The sequence below is a fragment of the Streptococcus sanguinis genome (assembly GCF_013343115.1).
Lineage (GTDB): Bacteria > Bacillota > Bacilli > Lactobacillales > Streptococcaceae > Streptococcus > Streptococcus sanguinis_H.
This window is the reverse complement of record NZ_CP054570.1, coordinates 2,246,805-2,270,853: the sequence shown is the minus strand read 5'-3', so window position 1 is coordinate 2,270,853 and position 24,049 is coordinate 2,246,805. Positions and strand designations below refer to the sequence as shown.

The 24,049-nt window shown below is 41.7% G+C and carries 27 protein-coding genes and 1 pseudogene; 4 read left to right on the top strand and 24 right to left on the bottom strand.

Annotated elements, in window-relative coordinates; translation table 11 throughout:
- Positions 1-199: 199 nt before the first annotated feature.
- The 18 genes and pseudogenes from nrdG to FOC72_RS10985 all read right to left on the bottom strand — a co-directional run bounded on the left by nrdG (position 200) and on the right by FOC72_RS10985 (position 15,472).
- Positions 200-799: an anaerobic ribonucleoside-triphosphate reductase activating protein gene (nrdG, locus tag FOC72_RS11070; RefSeq protein ID WP_002899261.1), complete on the bottom strand. Its 600-nt coding sequence runs from the start codon at positions 797-799 to the stop codon at positions 200-202.
- Positions 765-1,310: pseudogene (locus tag FOC72_RS11065) on the bottom strand (GNAT family N-acetyltransferase). The gene nrdG and the pseudogene FOC72_RS11065 overlap by 35 nt, the downstream one beginning before the upstream one ends.
- 9 nt (positions 1,311-1,319) lie before the next feature.
- Positions 1,320-1,817: a GNAT family N-acetyltransferase gene (locus FOC72_RS11060; protein ID WP_002894057.1), complete on the bottom strand. Its 498-nt coding sequence runs from the start codon at positions 1,815-1,817 to the stop codon at positions 1,320-1,322.
- A gap of 52 nt (positions 1,818-1,869) precedes the next feature.
- Positions 1,870-2,010, bottom strand: a complete 141-nt coding sequence (locus tag FOC72_RS11055; protein ID WP_002894059.1) for a hypothetical protein — start codon at positions 2,008-2,010, stop codon at positions 1,870-1,872.
- 1 nt (position 2,011) lies between these two features.
- Positions 2,012-4,207, bottom strand: a complete 2,196-nt coding sequence (gene nrdD / locus FOC72_RS11050) for an anaerobic ribonucleoside-triphosphate reductase (RefSeq protein ID WP_002894061.1) — start codon at positions 4,205-4,207, stop codon at positions 2,012-2,014.
- Between the two features lie 222 nt (positions 4,208-4,429).
- A complete protein-coding gene (locus FOC72_RS11045; RefSeq protein ID WP_002894063.1) occupies positions 4,430-5,977 on the bottom strand; it encodes a hypothetical protein in 1,548 nt (515 codons plus the stop codon).
- Between the two features lie 38 nt (positions 5,978-6,015).
- A complete protein-coding gene (locus FOC72_RS11040) occupies positions 6,016-6,159 on the bottom strand; it encodes a hypothetical protein (protein WP_002894066.1) in 144 nt (47 codons plus the stop codon).
- Between the two features lie 130 nt (positions 6,160-6,289).
- Positions 6,290-7,825, bottom strand: a complete 1,536-nt coding sequence (cls, locus tag FOC72_RS11035; RefSeq protein WP_002894068.1) for a cardiolipin synthase — start codon at positions 7,823-7,825, stop codon at positions 6,290-6,292.
- Positions 7,826-8,019: 194 nt separating this feature from the next.
- Positions 8,020-8,499 carry an SP_0198 family lipoprotein gene (locus FOC72_RS11030; RefSeq protein ID WP_002894070.1) on the bottom strand — a complete coding sequence of 160 codons (480 nt, stop codon included), beginning with the start codon at positions 8,497-8,499 and terminating at the stop codon, positions 8,020-8,022.
- Between the two features lie 57 nt (positions 8,500-8,556).
- Positions 8,557-9,789, bottom strand: coding sequence for a bifunctional folylpolyglutamate synthase/dihydrofolate synthase (locus FOC72_RS11025; protein ID WP_002894072.1), 1,233 nt, complete (start codon positions 9,787-9,789; stop codon positions 8,557-8,559).
- Between the two features lie 180 nt (positions 9,790-9,969).
- Positions 9,970-10,281 carry a DUF1292 domain-containing protein gene (locus FOC72_RS11020; protein ID WP_002894073.1) on the bottom strand — a complete coding sequence of 104 codons (312 nt, stop codon included), beginning with the start codon at positions 10,279-10,281 and terminating at the stop codon, positions 9,970-9,972.
- A 24-nt stretch (positions 10,282-10,305) separates the two neighbouring features.
- Entirely contained in the window at positions 10,306-10,725 is a 420-nt protein-coding gene (ruvX, locus tag FOC72_RS11015; RefSeq protein WP_002894074.1) for a Holliday junction resolvase RuvX, read from the bottom strand.
- Positions 10,725-10,991, bottom strand: coding sequence for an IreB family regulatory phosphoprotein (locus FOC72_RS11010; protein ID WP_002894075.1), 267 nt, complete (start codon positions 10,989-10,991; stop codon positions 10,725-10,727). The genes ruvX and FOC72_RS11010 overlap by 1 nt, the downstream gene beginning before the upstream one ends.
- A 178-nt stretch (positions 10,992-11,169) precedes the next feature.
- The gene (locus FOC72_RS11005; protein ID WP_002894076.1) at positions 11,170-11,712 is read right to left on the bottom strand and encodes a hypothetical protein; all 543 of its coding nucleotides are present in this window, start codon (positions 11,710-11,712) and stop codon (positions 11,170-11,172) included.
- 105 nt (positions 11,713-11,817) lie between these two features.
- Positions 11,818-12,390 carry an SP0191 family lipoprotein gene (locus FOC72_RS11000; protein ID WP_002894077.1) on the bottom strand — a complete coding sequence of 191 codons (573 nt, stop codon included), beginning with the start codon at positions 12,388-12,390 and terminating at the stop codon, positions 11,818-11,820.
- Positions 12,391-12,525: 135 nt separating this feature from the next.
- The gene (spx, locus tag FOC72_RS10995) at positions 12,526-12,924 is read right to left on the bottom strand and encodes a transcriptional regulator Spx (RefSeq protein WP_002894078.1); all 399 of its coding nucleotides are present in this window, start codon (positions 12,922-12,924) and stop codon (positions 12,526-12,528) included.
- An 85-nt stretch (positions 12,925-13,009) separates the two neighbouring features.
- On the bottom strand, positions 13,010-14,158 hold the full coding sequence (gene recA, locus FOC72_RS10990) for a recombinase RecA (RefSeq protein WP_002894079.1): 1,149 nt from the start codon (positions 14,156-14,158) through the stop codon (positions 13,010-13,012).
- 57 nt (positions 14,159-14,215) lie between these two features.
- A complete protein-coding gene (locus tag FOC72_RS10985) occupies positions 14,216-15,472 on the bottom strand; it encodes a competence/damage-inducible protein A (RefSeq protein ID WP_032914005.1) in 1,257 nt (418 codons plus the stop codon).
- A gap of 270 nt (positions 15,473-15,742) precedes the next feature.
- On the opposite strand from FOC72_RS10985, the gene FOC72_RS10980 reads away from it, so the two are divergent.
- Positions 15,743-16,153 carry a helix-turn-helix domain-containing protein gene (locus tag FOC72_RS10980; protein ID WP_002894082.1) on the top strand — a complete coding sequence of 137 codons (411 nt, stop codon included), beginning with the start codon at positions 15,743-15,745 and terminating at the stop codon, positions 16,151-16,153.
- Between the two features lie 766 nt (positions 16,154-16,919).
- Here FOC72_RS10980 and FOC72_RS10975 read toward each other — a convergent pair.
- The 4 genes from FOC72_RS10975 to FOC72_RS10960 all read right to left on the bottom strand — a co-directional run bounded on the left by FOC72_RS10975 (position 16,920) and on the right by FOC72_RS10960 (position 20,419).
- Positions 16,920-17,411: a hypothetical protein gene (locus FOC72_RS10975; protein ID WP_002894087.1), complete on the bottom strand. Its 492-nt coding sequence runs from the start codon at positions 17,409-17,411 to the stop codon at positions 16,920-16,922.
- Positions 17,408-18,031, bottom strand: coding sequence for an ATP-binding cassette domain-containing protein (locus FOC72_RS10970; RefSeq protein WP_002894088.1), 624 nt, complete (start codon positions 18,029-18,031; stop codon positions 17,408-17,410). The genes FOC72_RS10975 and FOC72_RS10970 overlap by 4 nt, the downstream gene beginning before the upstream one ends.
- Positions 18,031-20,013, bottom strand: a complete 1,983-nt coding sequence (locus tag FOC72_RS10965) for a bacteriocin-associated integral membrane family protein (protein ID WP_002894089.1) — start codon at positions 20,011-20,013, stop codon at positions 18,031-18,033. Before FOC72_RS10965 ends, FOC72_RS10970 begins: the two co-directional genes overlap by 1 nt.
- Before the next feature lie 67 nt (positions 20,014-20,080).
- Positions 20,081-20,419: a hypothetical protein gene (locus FOC72_RS10960; protein WP_002894090.1), complete on the bottom strand. Its 339-nt coding sequence runs from the start codon at positions 20,417-20,419 to the stop codon at positions 20,081-20,083.
- A 389-nt stretch (positions 20,420-20,808) separates the two neighbouring features.
- Between FOC72_RS10960 and FOC72_RS10955 the strand changes: the two genes are divergently transcribed.
- Positions 20,809-21,657 carry a helix-turn-helix domain-containing protein gene (locus tag FOC72_RS10955; protein ID WP_002894091.1) on the top strand — a complete coding sequence of 283 codons (849 nt, stop codon included), beginning with the start codon at positions 20,809-20,811 and terminating at the stop codon, positions 21,655-21,657.
- A gap of 9 nt (positions 21,658-21,666) precedes the next feature.
- Here the strand turns inward: FOC72_RS10955 and FOC72_RS10950 are convergent, their stop codons facing one another.
- Together FOC72_RS10950 and ruvA are read right to left on the bottom strand one after the other, a co-directional pair.
- Positions 21,667-22,239, bottom strand: a complete 573-nt coding sequence (locus FOC72_RS10950) for a DNA-3-methyladenine glycosylase I (protein ID WP_002894092.1) — start codon at positions 22,237-22,239, stop codon at positions 21,667-21,669.
- A gap of 9 nt (positions 22,240-22,248) precedes the next feature.
- A complete protein-coding gene (ruvA, locus tag FOC72_RS10945; protein ID WP_032914006.1) occupies positions 22,249-22,839 on the bottom strand; it encodes a Holliday junction branch migration protein RuvA in 591 nt (196 codons plus the stop codon).
- 169 nt (positions 22,840-23,008) lie between these two features.
- Here ruvA and FOC72_RS10940 point away from each other — a divergent pair, with 169 nt between their 5' ends.
- Together FOC72_RS10940 and FOC72_RS10935 are read left to right on the top strand one after the other, a co-directional pair.
- Complete coding sequence (locus tag FOC72_RS10940; RefSeq protein WP_032914287.1) at positions 23,009-23,515, top strand: helix-turn-helix domain-containing protein; 507 nt, start codon at positions 23,009-23,011, stop codon at positions 23,513-23,515.
- Positions 23,499-24,020, top strand: a complete 522-nt coding sequence (locus FOC72_RS10935; protein ID WP_002894097.1) for an RDD family protein — start codon at positions 23,499-23,501, stop codon at positions 24,018-24,020. Before FOC72_RS10940 ends, FOC72_RS10935 begins: the two co-directional genes overlap by 17 nt.
- Positions 24,021-24,049 lie beyond the last annotated feature (29 nt).

The window sequence follows — 24,049 nt, the reverse complement described above, 5'->3', positions numbered from 1 at the left end:
TATATCATAAATGCATTATGATACACTAAAATATTTAAAAATATTTTAGTTTTTCCCAAAATTTGTTGACAAAAAAGGACAGTCTGTATTAATTTTCGGTAAATTCTTTCTTTCTTCTCGAAAAGCCAATATTTTATACCGTTTTTGACAATAGAAAAAAGAGGCAAAACCTCTTTTATATCAGTATTTTGCTTATTTTTTAAAGCATCTTATCCCTGTCAACTTGCTCATAGGCTTGGAGGCCATCATTCAGCTTGTCCCAGATGACTACCTGGCCTGACTGAAGGGACTTCTGCACATCAATGATGCGCTGATTAGAAGAACCACGGAACTGCAGCATGAGATTCTTCTTGGTAAGGTCAAAACGGCCGTCCACTAGAATATCAATCAAACTCAGCAGCTCCAGCTTATCCTCCGTTTCCAGCATCATCTCCTCCCAGGTGTAGCCCGTCCAAGACCAGATATCCTTGTCTGGAAGCTCTCTCCGAATCCGCTTGACCAAGGGCAGGAGAATGCCTGTATTGAGAAAAGGCTCGCCGCCTAGGAGGGTCAGCCCCTGCACATAGGGTTCCGCCAAGTCTTTCATAATCTGCTCCTCCAGTTCTTGGGTATAAGGAATGCCGGCGTTGAAAGACCAAGTTGCTGCATTATAGCAGCCCTCACAGTGGAACATACAGCCACTGACATAGAGGGAGTTACGGACACCTTCGCCATCCACAAAGTTAAAGGCCTTATAGTCAATAATTCGCCCTTTACTCAGCTCCTCACTTTTCCATTCTTGAGGTTTGGGATTGTTCATCTTCATCCTCCAAATCAATCCAGTAGCGCTGACTTCTGTCGATTGTATTTTCGTAAACACCGCCAGCAGAGAGAATGGTGCGACGACTGGCTTCGTTGTCTTCATCGCAGGTAATCAGCACTCGTTCCAGTCCTTGCTTTCGAGCCTCTGCTAGTCCTAGCTCTAGCTGCAACTTGGCCAATCCCTTTCTGCGTTGACTGGGCCGGATAGAATAGCCAATATGCCCACCCTCCACAAATAATTTGTCATTCAAGGATAGGCGCAGGGCTAAAAATCCCAAAGGAAAGCCAGTCTCATCAAAGGACAAAAATTGGATGGCAGGAACCTAACCTGCTGGCAAATTGGCAGCAGCCTCCTGCTGCTCTACAATCTTTAACCAATCCTCATAATCCTTTGCTCGCTTCCAAGCGGAGCCCATGCCACCATGCATATAGGATTTTGCTGCATCAAACTCCGCAATCATCTCTAAAATAGCGTCTTTATCTTTCAAAGTTGGTCGTCTTAGCTCCATGCTCCCTCCTTAATTGACATCAATCCAGTAGCGCTCTTTCCCGCCTCGAATATCCTCTAAAGCTCCGCCATTAGCCAGAATCACTGCTCGACTGGCAGCATTATCACTATCGCAAGTCACTAGGACTTGTTTAATATTTTTACTTTTGGCTACTTGTAAGCCTTGTCGCAGCTGCTCTTTGGCCAATCCTTTCCCACGCGCAGAGGGACGGATACTGTAACCGATATGCCCGCCTTCTTGGAGCAAATAGTCATTGAGCCGCAAGCGCAGATTGAGAAAGCCTACAGCCTGACCATCCGCAGCAAAAGAGATTAGTTGGATGTAAGGCACAAAACCTTGCGGCAAGCCTAGACCTGCCTCAGCTAGCTGAATAGTCTCCAGCCAGTCCTCGTAGACAAAATCCGCTCCGCCAAAGAAGCCATCCTGTCGGCTACCAGCCGCTTCAAAGTCAGCCAGCATCTCTAAAATCTTTTCCTTGTCTTCTAGTTTCGGTCGTCTTAGCTCCATAGTGCCCCCTGATACGAAGAGAGTGAGACCGCCTTGCGCCCCACTCTGACTTCTATTGCTTCTTGTTTTTTTCTAAAAATTGCTGACGCAGTTTGGCCAATCGTTCTTTTTTGCCGCTGCCACCCTGCGAATGTTTTTCATGGAAACGCTGCACCTGAGCCTTTCCTTTGTCGTCCAATTGATACTTTCCCATCTTAATTTCCTTCGTACTTAATAGTCGAGCCATTCATGTGCTTGACCCGAGCTGATATTTCCTTGTGTCGGCCGTTGACCATTGGACGGGCTTGCGGATTTCCTAAGTAACCGCAGGTCCGCTTGACCACATCGACCATCTTGGGATCGCTGTTGCCGCAGTTTGGACAGGTGAAGCCCCGCTCGGTCGGCGTGAAATCTCCCTCAAAGTTACACTTGTAACAGCGGTCAATTGGCGTATTTGTTCCTAAGTAACCAACTCGGTCATAAGCATAGTCCCAGACAGCTTCCAACGCTTTTGGATTTTGTTGCAGAACAGGGTATTCACAGTAATGGATAAAGCCACCTGAGGCCCCCACTTCAGGATAAATCTTCTCAAAGTCCAGCTTTTCAAAAGGCGTTGGATTCTTACGCACATCGTAGTGGAAGGAGTTCGTATAATATTCCTTGTCAGTAATATCCGGAACGACCCCAAACTTCTCTGTATCCAAGCGACAGAAACGGTCAGTCAGACTTTCAGATGGCGTCGAGTAAACAGAGAAATGATAGTCATACTGCTCGGACCACTCTTCCACCCGGCGCTTCATATCTTTGACAATGGCAACTGTAAAGTCCTTGGCTTCAGGATTGGTCTCCCAATTACCGCCATAAAAGACTGCTGCCACTTCATACAGGCCGATATAGCCTAGGGACACCGTTGCACGACGGTGAGTAAAGAGCTGGTCTACCTGATCATACTTGCCCAAGCGTTGGCCAAAAGCCCCATACTGATAAAGAATCGGTGCATTGGCTGGACTGGCTTCCTTGGTCCGCTCCACACGGTAGACCAAAGCATCTTCAGCGATATTCATCCGCTCGTTAAAAAGTTCCCAGAATTTATCCAAATCCCCCTCGGATTCAAGGGCAATCCGTGGCAGATTGACAGTAACGACACCTAGATTCATACGGCCGGAGTTGACTTCCTGGCCATTTTCATCCTTCCAGCCTTGTAGGAAAGAACGGCAGCCCATCGGTACCTTGAACGATCCAGTTAAGTCGATAATCTTGTCATAGGAAAGCACATCTGGATACATGCGCTTAGTGGCACACTCCAGAGCCAGTTCTTTGATGTCATAGTTAGGCGTTCCCGGCTCGAGATTGAGCCCACGCTTAAGGGTGAAAATCAGCTTAGGGAAAATTGCTGTGCGGTGCTCACTTCCCAGTCCCTTGATACGGATATTGAGAATGGCCTTCTGAATTTCCCGCTCAAAACGATTGGTTCCCAGACCAAAGCCTAGCGAAGTAAAAGGAGTCTGACCATTAGAGGTAAAGAGAGTATTAATCTCATACTCTAGCGACTGCATGGCATCGTAGATGTCCTTCTTGGTCTTTGCCCAGGCGTATTCTTCCTGCTTATCCGGCAAAACCCATTGCTCCGCATCCTTGAGATGCTTTTGATAATTAAGCTCAGCATAGGGCGCCAAGACCTCGTCAATCCGATCGGCCGAACAGCCACCGTACTGGCTGGAAGCTACATTGGCAATAATCTGCGAGATTTGCGCTGTCGCAGTCTGAATAGACTTGGGACTCTCTACTTCTGCATTCCCAATCTTGAAGCCATTTTTCAGCATGCCGTCAAAGTCAATTAGACAGCAGTTAGTCATAGGCGTATAAGGGCTGTAGTCCAAATCATGGTAGTGGATATCCCCCTTCTGGTGGGCGTTGGCCACATGAGGCGGCAGCATCTTAAGGCCGATGGATTTGCCAACAATCCCAGCTGTCAAATCCCGCTGGGTATTGAAAACATCGCTGTCCTTATTGGCATTCTCATTGACCACCGTGCGATCTTTGTTGAGGAGCTTGTCAATGGTAAAGTTGATATCAGTCGCTTTTGAACGCTCAAAATCCCGTTGGGTGCGGTAAGTGATGTAGTTCTCTGCAATGGCATATTCCTTGGCATTCAAAAGCTCATGCTCAACGATGTTCTGAATCTCATAGATTTTGACATACTTAGCGAAGCGACTGCTGATTTCTGCCACAATGCGGTCTGTGATAGCTTCCAGCTTGGCTTCCAGCATCGGATTCAACGGACCGACTTCCTGAGCTGCCCGCACCATAGCCTTATAAATCTTTGACACATCAAAAGCCACTCTGCGGCCATCCCGCTTCTCCACATAAATCGCCGGAGCAGTTTCAAACTTCTCTTCCCTTAAAATCATCACGAACACATCCTTTTCTCTGCCCTTAGGACAAATCAAGTCTCTTTAAACCTATCGCTTGCTAAGAAATTTCCAAGAAATCTCCGACAGCAGTTCATCCAAAGAACAGTATTTTATAAATAAGTCGATACAAGACTCATTATAGCACGTTAAAATTAAAAATCAATATGTTGTGGCAAAAAAGTTATTTTTTCTTTTTATACACAACATATTGATTTTTTACTACTTAAGTTGATAAAGCTTGAAATGGTCGAGTTTGAGGTCAGATTCCTTATAATTTTTGGAAATTAGCTGTTTCACATCCGACAGCAGTTTGACATCATTGTTAACCAAAATATACTTGGGCTGACTGTTTTCCAGTCCATTCTGAAGACCCAAACGATTTTCAGCCGTTCCCACATACAAAGTTGGAGACAAGAGAGAAACAGCAGATAGACGGCCGCTCTTTTGATACAGACTAGCCGAGTTATCCCATGCATAGATGGTATCCCCATCCTTGGTCTTTTCCTTAATATACTGAGCCGCTTCACTTCTTTCAGCAGATACACCGCTGGAAAGGATATACTCATTCACCAAAGGATAGCCAATCAGATAGAAAATGGCTACGAGCGGCAGAAAGAACTGGCCTGAGAGATAGGAAGTCCACATCGTAGGACGACGGCGATCCCGGCGATGACGCCCTGGTGCCTGCTGCTTGCCTTTATTGAACCACAAAGCAAAAAGAATCATGGCAAAAGGTAGGGCAGGAAGCAGTTGATAACTGCCCTGATCTGGCAGGATAAAAGCCGCAAAGACAGTAATGAAGAGCCCTAGCAGACCGATAAAGCGCAAGACGCGCAGGCTGGTTGCTTGCCCCTTTTCCCTTGAAAAGAGATTGGCACCCAAAGCAGAAATAAAACCTAGACCAACCGTCAGCAAGCCATAATAAATCAAATTAGAAAGGCTATGACTGCCAATCAAGCTGATGGAATCCCAAGCATAGGTCACCTGACTGATAGCCTGACCAAAGGTTTGATTGGCAACAGTAAAGTAGCCGATAGGATAAAAAATCACTGAGAAGCCAAAGAGACCAGCTAAAAGCTGATAGACGCCTCGAGCCGCACGCTTGGCTGCGATATTGTAGACCAAAAGTACCAGAGCAGTCAAAGAATAGAAGACTAGGCTGGAAACCGGATCAATCATAAAAGCAAGAGCTCCAAAAGCTCCATAGACAATGAACTTTTCATCCTTGATTGAATCCTGCAAATAGCGCACCAAAAAAGATAGATTCCAAAAAATAAAGGGCAGAACAAAAATACTAGAGTAAAGACCGCCAAATCCAAGGGCAAAGACTAGCAGGTAAAAGAGCAGCAAGAGGCTGCGTGATAGATCCTGTTTAGGCTGCAAGAGCACCAAGGTCTTGTGCAGGAAAAGTCCAGCCAGCCACAGAGCCAGCGTCTGAAAGACCATCCACAAAAGCTGTCCAAAAGCCAGACTGCTGGTCCAAGCCATCAGATAGTAAAGCAGACCACTGGTCCCATATATTTGCGAATAAGGCACCTGCCCCTGAGTCATGGCCCAGCCGGCATAGAGATTCTGACTTTGTAAATTCGTTGCTAGATTGGTCAAAAAAGGATTGACCACACTCAGCAAGCTGATAGCCAAACTACATAAGAGAGTCAAAAAATAGGGCGTCGGCTCTGGCTTAGTAATTTTTTGCTCAGACCTTTCAGCCCTAGTCAGCTGCTCCTCTGAAACCTCTAAAACTTTTTCTTCCGTTGTATCATGCATATAAAATATTCTCCTTGATATCAGTCCCATCTAGTATATCAAATTCCTGTCCTCCTGTCAGCTTTCTCTTGACCCTTCTTCTGAGCATTATAGCTTCTAGCCAGCTCCTCCAGTTCCCGAAAACAGCGATATTCTCTCGTTTCATAGGCAAGTGGCTGACTGGAAATTTCCTCCATTGTCATCTTAAAAAATTCCTTTATTTTTTACATTCGTAAAAACAGAGCAAAAATCCATCCCTATATAAAAGCAAAAATCTGAGACTTCTGCCTCAGACTTTCTGTATATTTCTGCAGAATTTGCCCACATCTGGCATTAGAGCATAGGGGCAAAGAGCTGCATGATTTCTTTGATAAGGCGACGATACCAGCTGCTATCGAGATTTTCAGGAAGAATTTCCTCAGAAGCCTCAAAAATGGCTTCAAAATCTTCCTTGATAGCTGGAATACTCTCCGTATGGTACATCAGGACTGCATTTTCATAATGATGCACTAGACTGCGGTAATCAAAGTTAATCGTCCCTACCACGGCAAATTCATCATCGGCCACCACATTCTTGCTGTGGATAAACCCTGGCGTGTACTCAAAAATCTTAACCCCCGCTTCCATCAGATCCGGATAGGCTCCGCGGGTAACAATCTGAATCAGTTTCTTGTCCGGAATGAAAGGAGTCACGATGCGGACATCCACTCCCCGCATAGCAGCATTCTTGATATCCTCCGTCAGGTCATAGTCAATGATCAGATAAGGCGTGGTAATGTAGACATAGTCCGTAGCCTGACTGATGATATTTTGATAGACTGTTTTGCCAACCTGACCCTTATAAATAGGCTTAGGCCCGCTGCCATAGGGAATGTAAAGCCCTTTGCCTCCGACAGCTTTATTTTCCAGATGGTACTTGTCAAAGTCTGTGATTTCCCCGCGGTTGATGTACCAGTTCATGAGAAAGAGCCGCGTCAGAGCCTTGACTGCCCGACCTTCCAAGCGCACACCACCATCTTTCCAGTGGCCAAAACGGACGATATGATTGATATACTCGTCAGCCAGATTGATACCGCCAGTGTAGCCGACTTGACCGTCAATGACCAAAATCTTGCGGTGGTCACGGTTGTTATAGGATACCGTCATCCGCGGAATCACCTTGTTAAACTTATAAGCCTCGATGCCCATCTTGCGCAGCTTACGCGTATAATCACCAGGCAAAGTGGCCATGCAGCCAATATCATCATAGAGCAGCTTGACTTCAACGCCCTGCGCAGCTTTTTCGACCAAGATTTCCAGAACACTGTCCCACATCAGCCCTTCATCGATGATATAAAATTCCAGAAAAATGAATTTCTCAGCAGCCCGCAGATCAGCCAGCATGGACTCAAACATCTCCTCACCGATGGGAAAATAGCGAGAAGCTGTACCGTCATAGACATCCGCATTATTGTCCATACTCAGCAGCGACTTAATAATACCATAGGCCGACTTGTTTTCTTTTTTCAGCTGGACACGGAGATCATAGCTATTGTCCTCTCGAAATTTCATGGAGTCCATATTTTCCAGCTGAATCATTTCCTTTTTAGACAGCCGCCGCTCGCCAAACATCAGATAGAGTAGGAAACCAAAGACCGGCACCACGGCAATCAAAAGCCAGGTGACCTTGCTCTCAGGCGGCATATTGCGGTTGACAATCGCTAAAATAGTTCCGATATACAAGAAAACAATCATCGCCACCGACAGCCAGTTGGGTGCAATCCCATTAAAATAGAAGAACGCAACAAAGACAAAGGCTAGCTCCAGCAGCATAATAATGATGCTGAAACCGTATTTTGACATTAATAAGCGGAATTTCCTGAAAGTCATACACTCTCCTATCTCATTGCATATATTCTAGTATATCAGTAAAACTGCCTTAAAACAACGTTTATATCAATGCAAATCGTATTTCTAGCTGATGAAAAATCAAGAACAGCATTTGAACACCGATATCCTCAAAATTTCAATACAAGATTACAACTGATAAAAGGAAAAGCCCTATTTAAGACAGGGCTCTTTCATCATTGTTTTGTAAAGACCAGTGTGTCGTCATCATAAGGCTCTTGGGAAAGGTCCTCGATTGTCAGCTGATTGCCCTCAATGCGATAGCGTTTGACGTCATCCCCAATGATCATGGTCTGGTTGGTAGTATCAATCTGAACCTGTTCAATCTCCTGCTCACCATCCGCCTCAACCTTGGTCAGCTGGCCAGTGGTGCCTGAAATCTGCAAGGTCAGCTGATCACCTTCATGACTTGTATGGTAGCTGCCATCCAGCTCGCCATTGGCTGCTTGCTCGGAAGAGGAGGCTGAAGCAGATGAGCTACTATTGGCCGCACTAGACGTGCTAGCTACTGACGAAGACTCTGCTGGCTTGCTAGAAGCGGCTGACTGAGACTGAGAGGAAGGTGCCGTCTGGTTCTGATTAGAACCGCAAGCTGTCAAGGCCAAAACAGCCGCAGCAGTTAGACCCGAAAAGATTAACTTTTTAGAAATTGCCATAGTATTCTCCTTTTTCTTCTGTCTTTATTGTACCAAAGCAAGACTCTGGCGGTCAATTTATAAACTTGTCAAATAAGCTCTGACTTCCGCAATAAAATAGAGGGACCCCGTAATGAAAAGCAGCTGATTATCGTTTTGCCTCTCCTTAAAATTCTGAATAAACTGCCTATAATCCTCTATGTAGAAGAAGCCTTCCACTTCAGCTTGACCAAGGGAATCTCCATCAGAAAAGGAAGTAACCGTCAACTGAACATCTGGCAGAGCCTCTCGCAGATAAGCCAGCATAGCGCTATAGTCCTTACGTTTGAGAGCACCGAAAAGAAGCAGGCACTCTTTGTCATTCTGGCTCTGGATAAACTCTACTAACCTTTCCAGCGCAGGAAGATTATGGGCCCCATCAAGATAAATACCTGGGCTGGCTTCTTCCAAGCGCCCTGCCCAGCGAGTCTCCTGCAAGGCTGTCCGAATCTTAGCAGAATCTATTTCCCACCCCTGCTGCTGCATGAAGAGCAGGAAAGCCTGCAAAGCCAGCGCTGCATTTTCCTCCTGATAGCCTCCCTTGAGTCCCAGTTCAAGATTGGATAGGGTCCTAGTCGAATTGGAAAAAGTCTGATTCGTCAGAGAAAAATCGCGACCATACTGATAGAGTTCTATTCCTAGCTCCTGAGCTCTCTGCTCACAAACCAATCGCGCTTCCTCTGGCAGCGGCCCGATGACCGCTGGTCGTCCCGGCTTGAAAATCCCTGCCTTTTGCTCCGCAATCGCCGTCAAGCTCCTTCCCAGAGTCTCCTGATGGTCCAAGCCCACGGAGCTGATGGCCGCAATATCTCCCGTAATGACATTAGTCGTGTCCAAGAGTCCGCCGATTCCCACCTCAATCAGGGCTATGTCCACTTCCTGCTCCTTGAAATAGAGAAAGGCAATCAAGGTCAGAATTTCAAAATAGGACAACTGGTCATGACTTTTGAGCAGTTCTTGCTCCATCTTTTGCACCTCTTGACCCAGACGGATAAAATCAGCTGGAGCAATCGGTTGACCGTTAATACAAATCCGATCGTGAATACTAATCATGTGAGGCGAAGTAAAACTTCCTGTCTTGCGACCATGCTCCGCAAACAGCCGACGCATGAAAGCAATAGTAGAACCTTTGCCATTTGTACCCGTTACATGAATCGTTGGAAAACTCTGCTCAGGATTTCCCAAAAGAGCTACAGCCCGCTGCATCCGCCCTAGACCCGAACGAAAGTTTAGACCAATTCGGCTGTTCAGCCATTCTTCAATTTCATTCATTTTTTTACCTAAAAAAGAGCAGCGAAGCAGAACTCAAATCTGAATTGCAACTCGCTCCTCTTTCTAATGTTTATGATATGAGATGGAAAATAACCAAGCCTTGGCTACTTCCTTCCTCTGTCAAGTTTAGCTAGCATCTCGCCTGCGCTTGTCTTTTTTAGAAACGAGGCTAGGCCAATCTTACTCTTCCATAAAGCTGTTGAAGACTTCTTCAATCATATCCCATTCAGCATCTGAGTCCTCTGGGATTGGCTGCAGGTCGCCTTCTGTACCATCTTCATTTTCGGTAAAGGAATAAGCTTGAATCTCTACTTCACCATTCTCATCTTCTTCCGCATTGGCCGGAATCAAAAGAACATAATTCTTGCCAAACTCTTCCTTGCCGTCAATGGTCAAAAGAATTTCAAATAAAGTTTCGTTCCCTTGCTCGTCAACCAAGGTGATTAATTCGCGCTCTTCATGCTCGTGGTCATGGTTATGATCATGTGTCATACTAGTGTCTCCTTCATTTCTTTTCTAAAAATTTCGATCCAGATAATTCTGCAAAATCAGCTGCGCCGCCAGCTTATCAATAACTTTCTTACGCTTGCTGCGGCTAATGTCCGCCTGCTCCACCAGCATGCGCTCAGCAGCCACCGTCGTCAGACGCTCATCCTGATAGTCAACCGGCAGACCAAACAGCTCAGAAACCCGCTGGCCATAAGCCTGACTGGCCTCCACTCGAGGCCCGCTGGTATTGTTCATGTTCTTAGGCAGGCCAATAACAAACTTATCAACCTTGTACTCTTTCACCAGCTCGCCCAAGCGCTCTAAGCCGAATTCGCCCTTTTCTTCATGAATCGGAATAATCTCCAGTCCTTGAGCCGTAAAACCAAGAGGATCACTAATGGCAACCCCAACCGTTTTCGAGCCCACATCTAATCCCATAATTCTCATTAGAGATCGACGCCTTGTCCTTTCAAATAATAACGAACCAACTCCTCAACAATCTCATCGCGCTCGTATTTGCGGATTTGATTGCGAGCATTGTTATAGCGAGGTACGTACGCAGGATCGCCACTGAGTACGTATCCCACGATTTGATTGATTGGATTGTATCCTTTTTCATTGAGCGACTTGTAGACATCGGTCAAAGTCTCGCTAATTTCCTTTTTATTTGAATCATCGAGATTAAAACGTACTGTTTCATCTGTAAATCCCACAATTACACCCTCTTTCTTTAGAATATCCCTATTATAGCATAATTATAGGCTTTTCACAAATTTAATTCACCTGAATTCTCCCTAATTTTTCAATAAACTTCAGCTAATATTTATCCAAAGTCTGACTCTGAAATCCAGCAAAAATCCAGCTCTCTTCAGAGAACTGGATGGAAACTTCCTAATTTGAAGCGGGCACTTCCACGCCGTCGCTTCCCTTAAACTTATTCAGCAATTCTTCTGGAGTCAGGGTCTCGATTTGCTCAAACAGCTGCGCGTAGTTTGGAAGCTTTTTGGCTGCTTCGTAGTCTAGATTCTCCGGATCGATAGTCATCTCCAGAGAAATCTCTTCCGCTGTCATATCTGTTTTCAAATCAAGACCGGTGATATTCACCGCCTCTTTCAGCCCCAGTGCTTCCTCGATCAAAGACAGCATTTCCTTCTTTACAGTGGAAACATCCTGTTTTGACAGAGCTTCCTTGATGTTGTCAGGAATAGCCTTGCTGACATGTAGGACAACCTTATCATACTTCTGTCCGCTGTAGCTGACTGTTAAGATTCTGGTTTCTTTTCCATGTTCTAATTGCTTCTCAGTTTTATAGGACTTAGTGACAATATCTCCTTTTCCAGCCCCTCCCTGTGAGGATGAACTGTTATTTGACTGCTGACTGCAAGCTGTTAAGATTGCCAAAGCTGCCAGCAAAAAGACAATTAATTTTCTCATGTCTTATCTCCTTCAATATTGAGCTGATTTTATCATATCATTATAAAATCGGCGCTGTCAAACTGATTGTCACTCTGTCATTAAAATGTAATAAAAAAGAGCAGCTTATTTCTGCTCTTCTGCTCCATTCATCAGGAGATTGTTGATATATTCTTCTGGCGTCAGCTTAATCATTTCTTTGAGCTTGAGATTTTGAAAATAAGGCATAGCCGCTGCTTTTTCGATATCCAGACTCTCAAAGTCATAGGTAGAAGTCATTTTCAGCTCGTTCTCATTCAAAATTGTCACTGAACCGCTAAAGCCTTGAAGTCCACGAGCCTGCACATAGTCTGCATCCTGCTCCAGTGACTCATTGAGAGACTTCTGCGCTTCCTCCAGCCCCATCTGCTTGATGGCTTCTTTCATCTCATCATCAGTCGCAGTCAGCCTTTCAATAACCAAGCGTTTAAAATGCTCTCCCTGATAAGTCACTGTCTGGCTCTGCTGGTTTCCTCGTTCATCCTTTGGAAAAACAAGTGTCCGAGTAATCACTTCCTGCTGCTTGGCATTATCAATGATAGGCAGATTATTGCTGATTTCTTTCTTGTCAGCCGCATTCGAATTTGTCTCTGTCTTTTTATGTCCACAGCCTGCTAACAACGCCACACTCAATCCCAGTCCTAATAAAATTTTCTTCATCTTCCATCCTCCTCAGAGATATTGTATCACAGTTCTGCTCCTTGTCAATCCATCCAGTCGCCAAAGCCCTCTATCAACCGGAACAAAAAGAAGAGCCGAGATTCTCTTCCCGACTCTTTCAGTTATATTCAAAGATTAGAGAGCTGCCCGCAGACGAGCTTCTGCATTTTCAACATTACGAACAGAACGTGGCAGAAAAGCACGGATATCATCTTCTTTGTAACCAACTTGGAGACGTTTATCATCCACTAAAATGGGACTTTTCAAAATACGCGGGGTCTCCATGATGATGTCAAGAACTTCGTTGACACTTAATTCCTCAATGTCAACACCCAAACCTTTAGCATAGCGGTTTTTTGATGAAACAATGCTCGCGATACCATTTTCTGTTTTGGTTAAAATATCCAGAAGTTCCTCTTTGGTGATGCCTTCTTTGCCTAAATTTTGTTCTTTATAAGTTAATTGATGAGCGTTTAGCCAGGTTTTTGCTTTTTTACAACTAGTACAACTTGAGACAGTATAGATTGTGATCATGTAAGTACTCCTTTCGCTACACGATACTAATATCGTAGTCTATTATATCACAAAAACCATCGGTCTTGCGACCTATTTTGCAAAATTACTCTTCAATTTCGATGGCATCGTCCAAATCCAGAGTCACTTCTTCCATCGTTTCCACAGGGCTTTCAGCCTTGCTGCCAACCACTTCTGCCAAGTCATCGCCTTCAATCAAACCATAGCGTACACGAACCTGGCGGTCAATTTCGTCAAAGACTTCTGGATGATCAGCCAAGTACTTCTTAGCATTTTCAGATCCTTGACCAATCTTTTCATCATTGTAGGAGTACCAAGCACCCGCTTTTTTGATGATATCCAAATCAGTCGCAATCTTAATCAACTCACCTGTCTTAGAAATACCTTCTCCGTACATGATTTCCACGAAGGCTTCTTTGAATGGCGGAGCTACCTTATTTTTAACAACCTTGATCTTGGTTTCTTTACCAACATTAGTATCCTTCTCATCGCCAGTTCCCTTGATTTGAGTATTACCACGGACATCCAGACGGACAGAAGCATAGAACTTCAGTGCACGGCCACCTGGTGTTGTTTCAGGATTACCAAACATTACGCCAACTTTTTCGCGCAGCTGGTTAATGAAAATTGCAATCGTCTTCGTTTTGTTGATAGAAGCAGACAGCTTGCGCATAGCCTGACTCATCATCCGAGCCTGCAAACCTACATGGCTGTCACCGATATCGCCATCGATTTCTGCACGCGGTACAAGGGCTGCAACTGAGTCCACAACCACCAAGTCCACCGCACCTGAGTCAATCAGCTTACCAGCAATTTCCAGTCCCTGTTCTCCAGAATCAGGTTGAGACAGCAGCAACTCATCAATATTAACACCCAGAGCAGCCGCGTATGACGGATCCAAAGCATGCTCAGCATCGATAAAGGCTGCGATACCACCTTCTTTTTGCGCTTGAGCAACGGCGTGAAGAGCAACTGTTGTCTTACCAGAAGACTCCGGACCGTAAATTTCAATAATCCGTCCCTTAGGGTAACCACCAGCACCAAGGGCAATATCCAAGGCCAAAGAGCCTGAACTCATGACTTGAACCTTTTGCTCTGCCCGTTCGCCAAGACGCATAATGGCTCCCTTACCAAAGTCCTTTTCAATGTTTTTCAAGGCATTATCCAAGGCTTTTTGGCGCTCATCGCCGAATTTCTTTGAGATTTCGTCTAATTTTTTTTGTTTCTTTGCCATTTATTTCTCCTGTTTTTTCTAAAATGTCTTTTGGCCATCTGTTAATTATACCAAAATTCAGCTATTTAATAAAGTTTTTCGTACTAGGTTGAAGGCGTGCAGAACAGCAATTTTCCGCACATCACGACGACTGCGTCCAGCAATATTGACCTTAATAGTTTCCGTTCCTGAAGCACTAGCTAAACCGATAAAAACGGTCCCTGCAGGATGATCTTCCAGTGAATCTGGGCCTGCCACACCTGTCAAACTGACAGCTAAGTCGCTTTCGGTCAGCTTTCTAGCCTGCTCTGCCATTTTCCCTGCCGTAAAAGCTGAAACAACTCCATGCTCCTCCAAGTCTCCCAACGGAATATCCAGCATCCGGCTCTTTTCCTCCATGCTGTAGGTGACAAAGCCACCTGAAAAAATGGAAGAGGCTCCAGCAAAATCAGCCAAGGTCGCTTGAAAGAGGCCTGCTGTCAGACTCTCCGCCGCCGAAATCGTCTTCCCTTGACTCTTCAGCAACTCAAAAGCCACCTGTGCCAAGGAATTGTCATCGCCGTAACCATAGAAAATCTCTGACAAGGGCTGTCCCTCAAAAGTCTTATATGCCAAAATTTCCTTTTCCACAGCCTCAAACTTGGTGTCAGCTTCTGCCTGACTCAGGGCCTTGGTGGACAGTCGCAGGGTAACCTCTCCCGTCTTTGCATAAGGAGCAATAGTGGGGTCACTCTGCTGCTCAATCATCTCTGACAAAATAGTCACTAGCTGACTCTCGCCAATACCAAAGAATCGCAGCACCCGTGAATACAGTTTCTGACCTGTGGATAAGAGGGGAACCAGCTCATTATTGACCATAGGTTTAAGCTCGCTAGGCGGGCCAGGCAGAACTACATAGGTCACTCCGTCTGCTTCTAACAAGCCTCCGACAGCTAAGCCGGTCGCATTTGGTAACGGCGTCGAGCCTCCGACTAGCTGGGCCTGACGCTCATTATTGGGAGTTCGAGCATAATCCGGTCGACTAGCAAAAAAGCGATCCAGCTTTTCCACAGCCTGTGAGTCAAAATTGAGCTCGCGCCCTAAGAACTTAGCCAAGGTCTGCTTGGTCAAATCATCTTCCGTAGGCCCCAAGCCTCCTGTCAGGATAATCAGATTACTGCGCCTTTGGGCAATTTCCAAAACAGAGAGGAGACGATTTTCATTGTCCCCCACTGCTGTTTGAAAATAGACATCAATCCCCAGACTCGCCAGTTTTTCAGATAAAAATTGGGCATTGGTATTGACAATCTGACCCGTCAGAATCTCGGTGCCCACAGCAATAATTTCTGCTTTCATAGAACCTCCTACCTTACTATTCGGAATTGGCTTTATTTTATCACAAAAAATCTTAAAAAAGTTGATTTTCATTTCAGGAAATAAAAAGAACTGTCAAGCTCCTTGACAAACTTGTCAACATGCTGTGGAAAACTTTTAAGAATGACTGATGTTATGCAGAATAACTGGATTGTTAGGAAAATGCTATTGGCAAATGGTTTCATTATTTTTATAATAAAGATGAAAAAAGGAAATCCTCTAAATATTTTTATTTAAAGAAAGGAGATCACCATGAAAATTTCACAAGTTCTCAAAGGCATTCGTCAACAAAATCAACTCACTCAGGAGACTTTGGCAGAAAGGCTCAAGGTTTCCCGCTCTGCCATTGCCCGCTGGGAAAGCGAAAAAGGTATCCCTGATATTGGAAATCTCATCGCTATCAGTCGGGAGTTTGATATCAGTCTGGACACACTCATCAAGGAGGATGAGCGCTTGGAGAAAAAGGTTATCGAAGACAGCAAGGCCAAGAAATGGCACTATTTGGTCATTTTCTACCTCTTCTCCGCTTTGGTTGAAATTGCCATCTTTGCCTATTTACACCATATCTTTATGGCTGGCTTCCTCATTTCCACTCTCTTTATGCTTTTCTTCGAGCTGCGCATCTTTATCAAGGAAAAGATTTGGATGCAGAAGGATAAATAAACAAAATTCCTTGGATGTTAGAAAACCAAGGAATTTTTTCTATGAAATAAGAAACAGAGTCACCCTATTATGAGACATATGAAAGAGAGCAGGCAAGCAAAGATTGCGTTCGCTTTTTACATATAAGATAGCAAAGAAAATTTCACTAGAAAATCGGCAAATTGTTTGACTCAATTCTGTTAAAAAGAGATGTCTAAAATGTAAAGTCGCAAAGAAAAAGAGGAAAGTAAAACTGCAATCACCTTGTTCAGATACTTACCAAAAAAATTAAACATGATAGAATGCTGAATGTTTTTACATAGACATTAGACAAACTTCCTTGCCATAAAACAAAAAGCAACCAAGAAAAGATTCCTGCACCTAAGAGAATGGTCGCATCCAACCAAAGAGAACGCTTAAAGTCCCGATCAAAGAGCCCTAGACTACGCTGAACCATGGCTTTTTTGATATAAAGCATCTTGACTGCAAAAAAGAGGACTGCAAAAACGAAGAATAGAGTCCAAATTGCCAGAGAACGTAAATTCATAAAAAGAAAATTAACAGGTACTAGATACCAAGGAAGATCCGCACCTGAATAACTAACTCCAAGCTGCTGCATTTCAGTTTCTAACTCCGCTGGTAACCCTTTAACATATCCGACTCCTTTTTACTAAATTTGTATCAAATATCTTCCTGATTAGTATGAAAAAATCCGATAAAGCAATCATTTGTATTTCAAAAATTTATTGGAACTTTTGTCTTTATGCGTTTGTCGTGTCATCATAAATTATTTTTTAAACGCTTCGTATAGTTTTTTATAGAACTCTTTCTTTTCTTTTTTTTGATTATTAAACTCTTTTTTGCCGTAATCAAAATTCGCTACTGAAAATCCCTTGCCATCATCAGAAAAAGTGAAGAATTCTATCCCAATCAATTTATTATTTTTAGCATCTACTACAGTAGTTCCTAAATTATTGTTAAATTGTTTAACTTCTTCTTCACTAACCCCAAACCCCATAGCAGTGCCATCTGCAATAATATTTGAAAACACTTCTTCTGAAGATGCTACTTCTTTGACAGATATTAGATAGACAGCATCTTCTGTTTCTACTTGCCTTACCTTATCCCATCTTTCGGTATCATTCGAAGAGATTGTATAGACTGTTAAATCCACCGAAGGTTTATTGGAATTTTCTTTTTTAATCACTTGTTTGCCAATTAAGACGATTGCGAGTATTCCAATGACTAGTAGCAAACTAATATAAATTTTCTTTTTCATGCCTGACTTCCTATATCTTTTATATCAATGATAACATCAACTTTACTATATACAGCTGGATCATGCGTTGCTATAATAACATAATTATTCTTGGCTGCTTCACTCAATAATAAGTTGATGATTTCATTCCCAATCTCACTATCCAAGGCTCCTGTAGGTTCATCCGCTAAAATAATTTTACGCGGTTTCATTAACATTCTTGCAATAGCTACACGCTGAGCTTGTCCCCCAGACAATTCATATATTTTATGTTTTAAATAGTCCGTAGAAAGGCCTACTTTTTCAAGTATCTCAGATATAATCTTTTTGTCTTTATTGAGGAGTTTTAAATTATCATATACTGTTTTGTTTTCTATCAAAGAATAATTTTGGAATACATACCCAATAGTATTTTTAAAATAGGTTCTTTCTTTGGTTTTCCAAATATCCTGTTTATCAACTAACACTTTTCCACTGTCAATTTTTTCTAGCCTTCCTATAATGTTTAGCAAGGTACTTTTACCTGAACCCGAACCGCCAATCAAGGCGTAGCTTTTCCCAGCTTCAAAGGTTAAATTTAAATCTGTAAATATTTCTTTTGAGCCATATTTTTTTGTAACATTCACAATTTCAATTGTCATTAGTCATCCCCTTTTAGAATTTGAGTGTATCTATCAGATAATTTTCTGAAACTTATTATTATTGACATCATTAAAACCGTTAAAGAAGCAAGACCAATATACAATAACTCTATTTGTCCTGTCATGATAAATGTCAATAAGATAACCATTATAATCGTTATCATAAAATATTTTAGACTTGAAATGGCCATACCTGTTTTCGATAGGCCTAAAATGATTTTTTTGACATAGTCATTCTGTTTTAAGGCAACAAACATTTGAGCATATTGATAAATGAGTAGAAATACAATTCCACAAATAATTATTTGCAGTATTTTTGAAAGGAGAATTTGGTGCTCTAAAGATTGAATATTAAGTTTCACAGTTTGGTAAACCTCGACTGGATTGATTGAAAAATTCAAACTAGCACTCAAATCGTTGATGTCCTTAATTGCTTCTGGACTAAAAAGTGAGTTATATATGATATTGCTTGCCAAAATAAAATCGTTAGTTTCTACCATTTTATCAGTATCTAATACAACCACTATATTACTCTTACTATTTGTCACACTTTCCAAAGGTAGATTATCTTTATTTTCAGGGACACTACTGCCATTTTCATTGAAATAGAAAAATTCTTGCCCATCAGGAATGACTTGCACCGTAAGATCATCTTTTGTATAGTTTGTACCAGTAAATTGTTCTGCTACAACCGTATTCTCGATTGATGCCTTATTCTCTTTAAATTTATTAGGAATATAGATGGTTGCTATTTTATTATCTAAAATACGATAGTTTGTTCCATTAACTTTATTTTGTACCTTAGCACCTGTTTGATTGATATAAACCAGCTCTTTATTAACCTCTGGATTCGTTATCCCATCACTTTTTAATTGCTTAGAAAAATCTTCTGTAACATGAGAAGTTTTCATAAAATCTGGAACATAGGCTGAAGATGATTTGATATATATAAAATCCAGTTTTTTTAAGGCTTTAGCAATCTCTATATACTTAGCTCCTGAGTCATTTGCTTCTTCTCCATTAGTAACAGATTCATTTTCAATACCCAAAAACTCTAGTCTTTTCCAATCTTTTACTGCACTCCATGGTTCTAAATGCTTTATCTGTATATTTATCTTTGATTGACTAGCCTTTGTTTCCCGTAAAAAGACTCCTGAAACAACTATTATGCTAGAAATAACCGCAAGCCATACGATAAAAATGAGGCTGTTTTTGGCCTTATTTTTTATAATTTCAATAGGTTTTTCAACCTTGATAGTCAACCAAAATAGAACAAAGGTGATAGCATCAATAATTTGAAAAATTATAAAATTGGTTAGAAGTAGAGAGAAGAATAACTTGGAACTATAGGTGAAGAGACCACTCCCCAGAAAAGAGCCATAGAAAACCATCAATAAAGCAACTATAATCAGCTCAAAAGTAACAGAAATTAAATAATCCTTTTTTAGGTTATATACAGGCAATCCTAAAGAACGTCGTATCACTCCTTCTTTAATCTGTCTCGCTCTAACAACAAATAAAACAACTAATAAGGTTAAGTAAATTGAAATCATTAACAAAAATCTTAAAGAGCCAGTAAATTGTATCATTCCTCCCATATACCAAGGGTAAGCCATATATACTACTTGCAGACCTGTAGACGTAAGTTTTTTTAAACCATTTGAATCTATTTCCCCTAGAGTATAGTACATCCCTGTTATCGGTATAGACTTTAATTGTTCATGGCTGGCATCATCAAGATTTATATAAGTCAACTGTCCTGAATTCTGAACCACCGGCTTGTATATTTTAACTTTTTTCTCTTCTGATAGGCCACTAATCATTTGATATATTTCTTCATTAGAAAGATTGCTTTTCCCTTGAATGGAGAAGGCACCATCAATTGGTAAAGGTATTGGTTTTTGAGTATCACTAATACTAACCAGACCAATGGCAGCAATTAAGCAAAAAAAGAGTCCTATAACACCTAATTTTAATTTCATAAGCTCCTACCTATATTATAAAAGACCCTATAATATTATTGGGTCTTCCAACTTTCATAAACTATTGTTAAAATTTAAAGTAGTTCCAATGTGCATTTAATCGAACATCATTCCAACTTTTTGTTGAACTTGACATTGCCCATCCATATTTTTGAGAATCAGATGACTTAACAGTTCCCCAAAGATTAGTTATCGAAGATTTTGAACCAATATTATTCGGAGATTTAACATAGTAATTAGAATAACCATAGTTATCATTCACACCATAATTCCATTCATCAATAATCGGATATGGGGCTGGATATGCTACTTCTGCACTAACGATACTAGTCATAGTAGTTAGCCCAAAACCTAAAGAAACTGTAGCTAATAAAGCTAATGTTTTATTTTTAATTCTTATTTTCATAACTACACTCCTATATTGAATATTTTATAGTTTTTAGAGAATATTTTACCTTTCCAATTTATAGCTTAGCTAGTCACAATCAACGACCCCATTGGTCTCACCTTCTTTAATTTTATAGATTCTAATTTTTAAATATATATATAATTAATCTTTGCCTACTTTTTTGAATTATTTAGTCCATTGGACTCGCCCCTTTCCTATGCTATTTACTTTACCACCATGACCACCACCATGGAAATACACTTGTAGTAATTATTGACATTACTGCCAGTAAAATTAAATTGTACACTATTTTTTTCACATTTGCTCTCCTTTTTATTTCATGATATACTATTTTAAAATATTTTTTCAAAATGTAGCTTTTAGTAACATTTTAAAAAGGAGTTCTTATGCGTTGGGATTATGGAAAAATCTATAAAGAAATTAGGAAATCAAAAGGGTTGACTCAAGAAGAAATTTGTGGAGATTTTTTAGCTCGCTCAACTTTGGCACGAATTGAAAGCGGGCAAGTTGTGCCAAAGTTCGATACCATGATTTTTTTACTTCGCCAGATAGATATGACACTAGAAGAATTTAAATACATTTGTGATTATTATCAACCTAGTCAGAGACAAAAAATTTTAAATTCTCTTTATAACCAAGGTGAGTCTATTGTAGGGACGAAAAGCTTGTTACGATTAAAGAGAGAATGCGAGGCATATCTATATAAACATTCCGATATTCCGATTAAACATGCTTTAGATAGCATCAATATTACTATTCATCTGAGACAAAATGGAATTTCTGAGACAAAAGAAATTAATGCTACTACCAATAAAATTTGGGCGTATTTAGAGAAACAGGACACTTGGTATGAAAGTGATTTTCGACTTCTTTCTACTATCCTTTATTTCTTCCCTTTAGAAAATATCAAACAATTTACCCAAAAGATTTTAAATAGCATAAAAAAATACAAATCATTTCGCTATGGGAATAATGTACAAATCGGACTCTTAGTCAACCTTTCTACCATCTATCTTTATAATGGATTAAAGAGAGAATGCGCTGAAATTACTAAGTACATTTACGATTTGTCAAAAAAAGAAAAACGTTATGATTCCCTGGGACTTTCACAGATTCGACTTGGAATTTGCAAAAATGATAACGAATTAATAAAAAAAGGGATTGCCCTACTACAACTTGCCGATGAAAAAGAGCTAGTAAAATCGCTAAAAGAAGAAATTGAAAAATACCGCTGAGAGTCTTTCTCAAACGGTATTTTTATGTGGATTGAAATCACAATCATTTTCATGGTCATTGATAAGGCCAGCTGCTTCTAGGAATGAATAGACACAAACAGGACCGACAAATTTGAATCCTTGCTTTTTCATCGCTTTAGACATGGTTTCTGACAGCTCTGTCTTAGCTGGCGCTTCCTTGTAGTCCAAAATTTCATTGTCAATCGTTTTGAAGTCTACAAAAGACCAGATATAGTCACTAAAAGAGCCAAACTGCTTTTGAACAGCCAAAAAAGCTTGGGCATTAGCCCTAGTTGCATAAATCTTCATCTTGTTACGGATAATGTTGGGATTATCCAACAAACCATCCAGATCTGCATCTGTCATCTGAGCAATTTTCTGGGCATCATAGAAATGAAAAGCTTCCCGAAAAGCCTGACGTTTATTCAGAATGGTCTCCCAAGAAAGTCCAGCCTGATAGGTCTCCATGCAGAGCAATTCAAATAACTTCTGATCATCGTGAAGGGGCTCGCCCCACTCCTCATCATGATAGGCCACATACAAGGGGTTGTTCATTTTTACCCAGCCGCAGCGTTTGGTCATAGCTTTCTCCTATTTCACCAACATCTTGAGAGCTGACTTGATATAGTTTTCTGCTGTATCCGTCGTTCCCTCAAAGAATTTCTTGATTTTCTTAAGTTCAGCAGCCTTGTACCCCAGAGCCAGCATGGCTTCCATAGCTTCTTCCAGCTCCTGATTATCCACAGTCTGGACGGGTGCCTTGCTTTCTGCCAGACCATCCGCCGCCACTACCTTGCCTTCTAAGTCCAGCACCATCTGCTGGGCTGTTTTCTTACCAATCTTAGGAAACTTGGTCAGGTAGGTGATGTTTTTCTGCTCAATGGCTTGCACTAAGCCAGCATTATCATCCGCCGCAATAATAGCCAGGGCAGACACTGGCCCAATACCTGAGACTGAAATCAAGCTGAGAAAGAGTTGCTTCTCCTCCTCAGTCGCAAAGCCGTAAAGGAGCTCCGCATCTTCTCTCACCACCTGGTGCACATAGACCTTAGCTTCCTGATGAAGCTGCCCTGAGTAAGCATAAGGGTTGGCCACATGAAGAATATAGCCGATAGAGTTGACTTCCAATACGATGTATTTGGCTGTTATTTTACTGATGATTCCTTTAAAATATTCGTACATAATCTTCCTTCTTTTTGTATCATTTTGCCTATCTAGTATATCATATTTTCTGCCTGGAAACTGCAAACAGAAGTGCAACCAGCGGTTGACAAAATGTACAGGAAGCTGTATTCTCAAGATAACTAAAAGCTGTTAGGATAGAGTTAGCAAAGAAAAGGAGGCTGCGATGATGAAACTCGCTGATAAATTATTTGAACTAAGAAAAGAAAAAGGCTGGTCACAAGAAAAGCTAGCTGAACAAATCAATGTCTCTCGCCAGAGCATTTCCAAGTGGGAGTCTGGCCAAGCGCTGCCAGAACTCGAAAAAATTGTAGAGCTGAGCAAGATTTTCCAAGTGACGACAGATTATCTGCTTTTAGAAGACAGCAACAAGCCGGAAATAAAACCCGTCCTCTCGGAAGATGAAAAAGATCGCTACTACAAAGAAGTGAAATCTTATGGCTTCTGGCAGGTTCTGTATATTTTTGTATCAGCCTTGGCTATTTTTCTCTTTTTCGCAGGTTCTAGCTTTCCAGCAAAATTCACTGCTCTAGTCTGGTTGACCTTCTTCCTCTTAATCGCATCCACAATGGCTATTAACAAGGCGCTAAAGATTAAGAAAAAGTATTTGGACAAGGTTATAGGCCTTGATGAGGATTCTAAGAAAGAAGGTGCTCAAGATGAAACTAAAAACTGACAATCCCATACCTGTCAAAACGCGTCTGAAAGAGCTGCTTGGAGACTGGCTCTTCATCTTGGGCTATCTCATTGCTCTTTTTTTACTGGCTATGGGCTTTTACAATCTGGTTCTAGGAGGCATTCCTGCATTCACTGAAGCTCAGAGCCAACTTCTGGCTTTTTCTAGCTCCGTCCTGCCTCTAACTATCATCTTTGCTTGGCTAGACTATAGAAAAGGAAGTTTTGGCAAGCGTTGGGCAGGTTTACAGTTGGTTTACAAACATAGGAGACTTTCCCACAGCCTTTTGCGCTCTGCTATCAAGTTTTTCCCTTGGCAACTGGGACATATGGGAGCTATCCGTAATGCTTATCAAGCAGATACCCTGTCAATTATCTTGTCAACTTCAGCAGGTATTCTCTTCTTGATCTTTCTGCTGATGGGACTACTTCGCAAGGACAAACGCCATCCAGCTGATTTGCTTGCTGGAACGCAAGTTCAGCTCAAAAATTCAAAACAGCTCTAGTTCTATGACTAGGGCTGTTTGATCTTCTA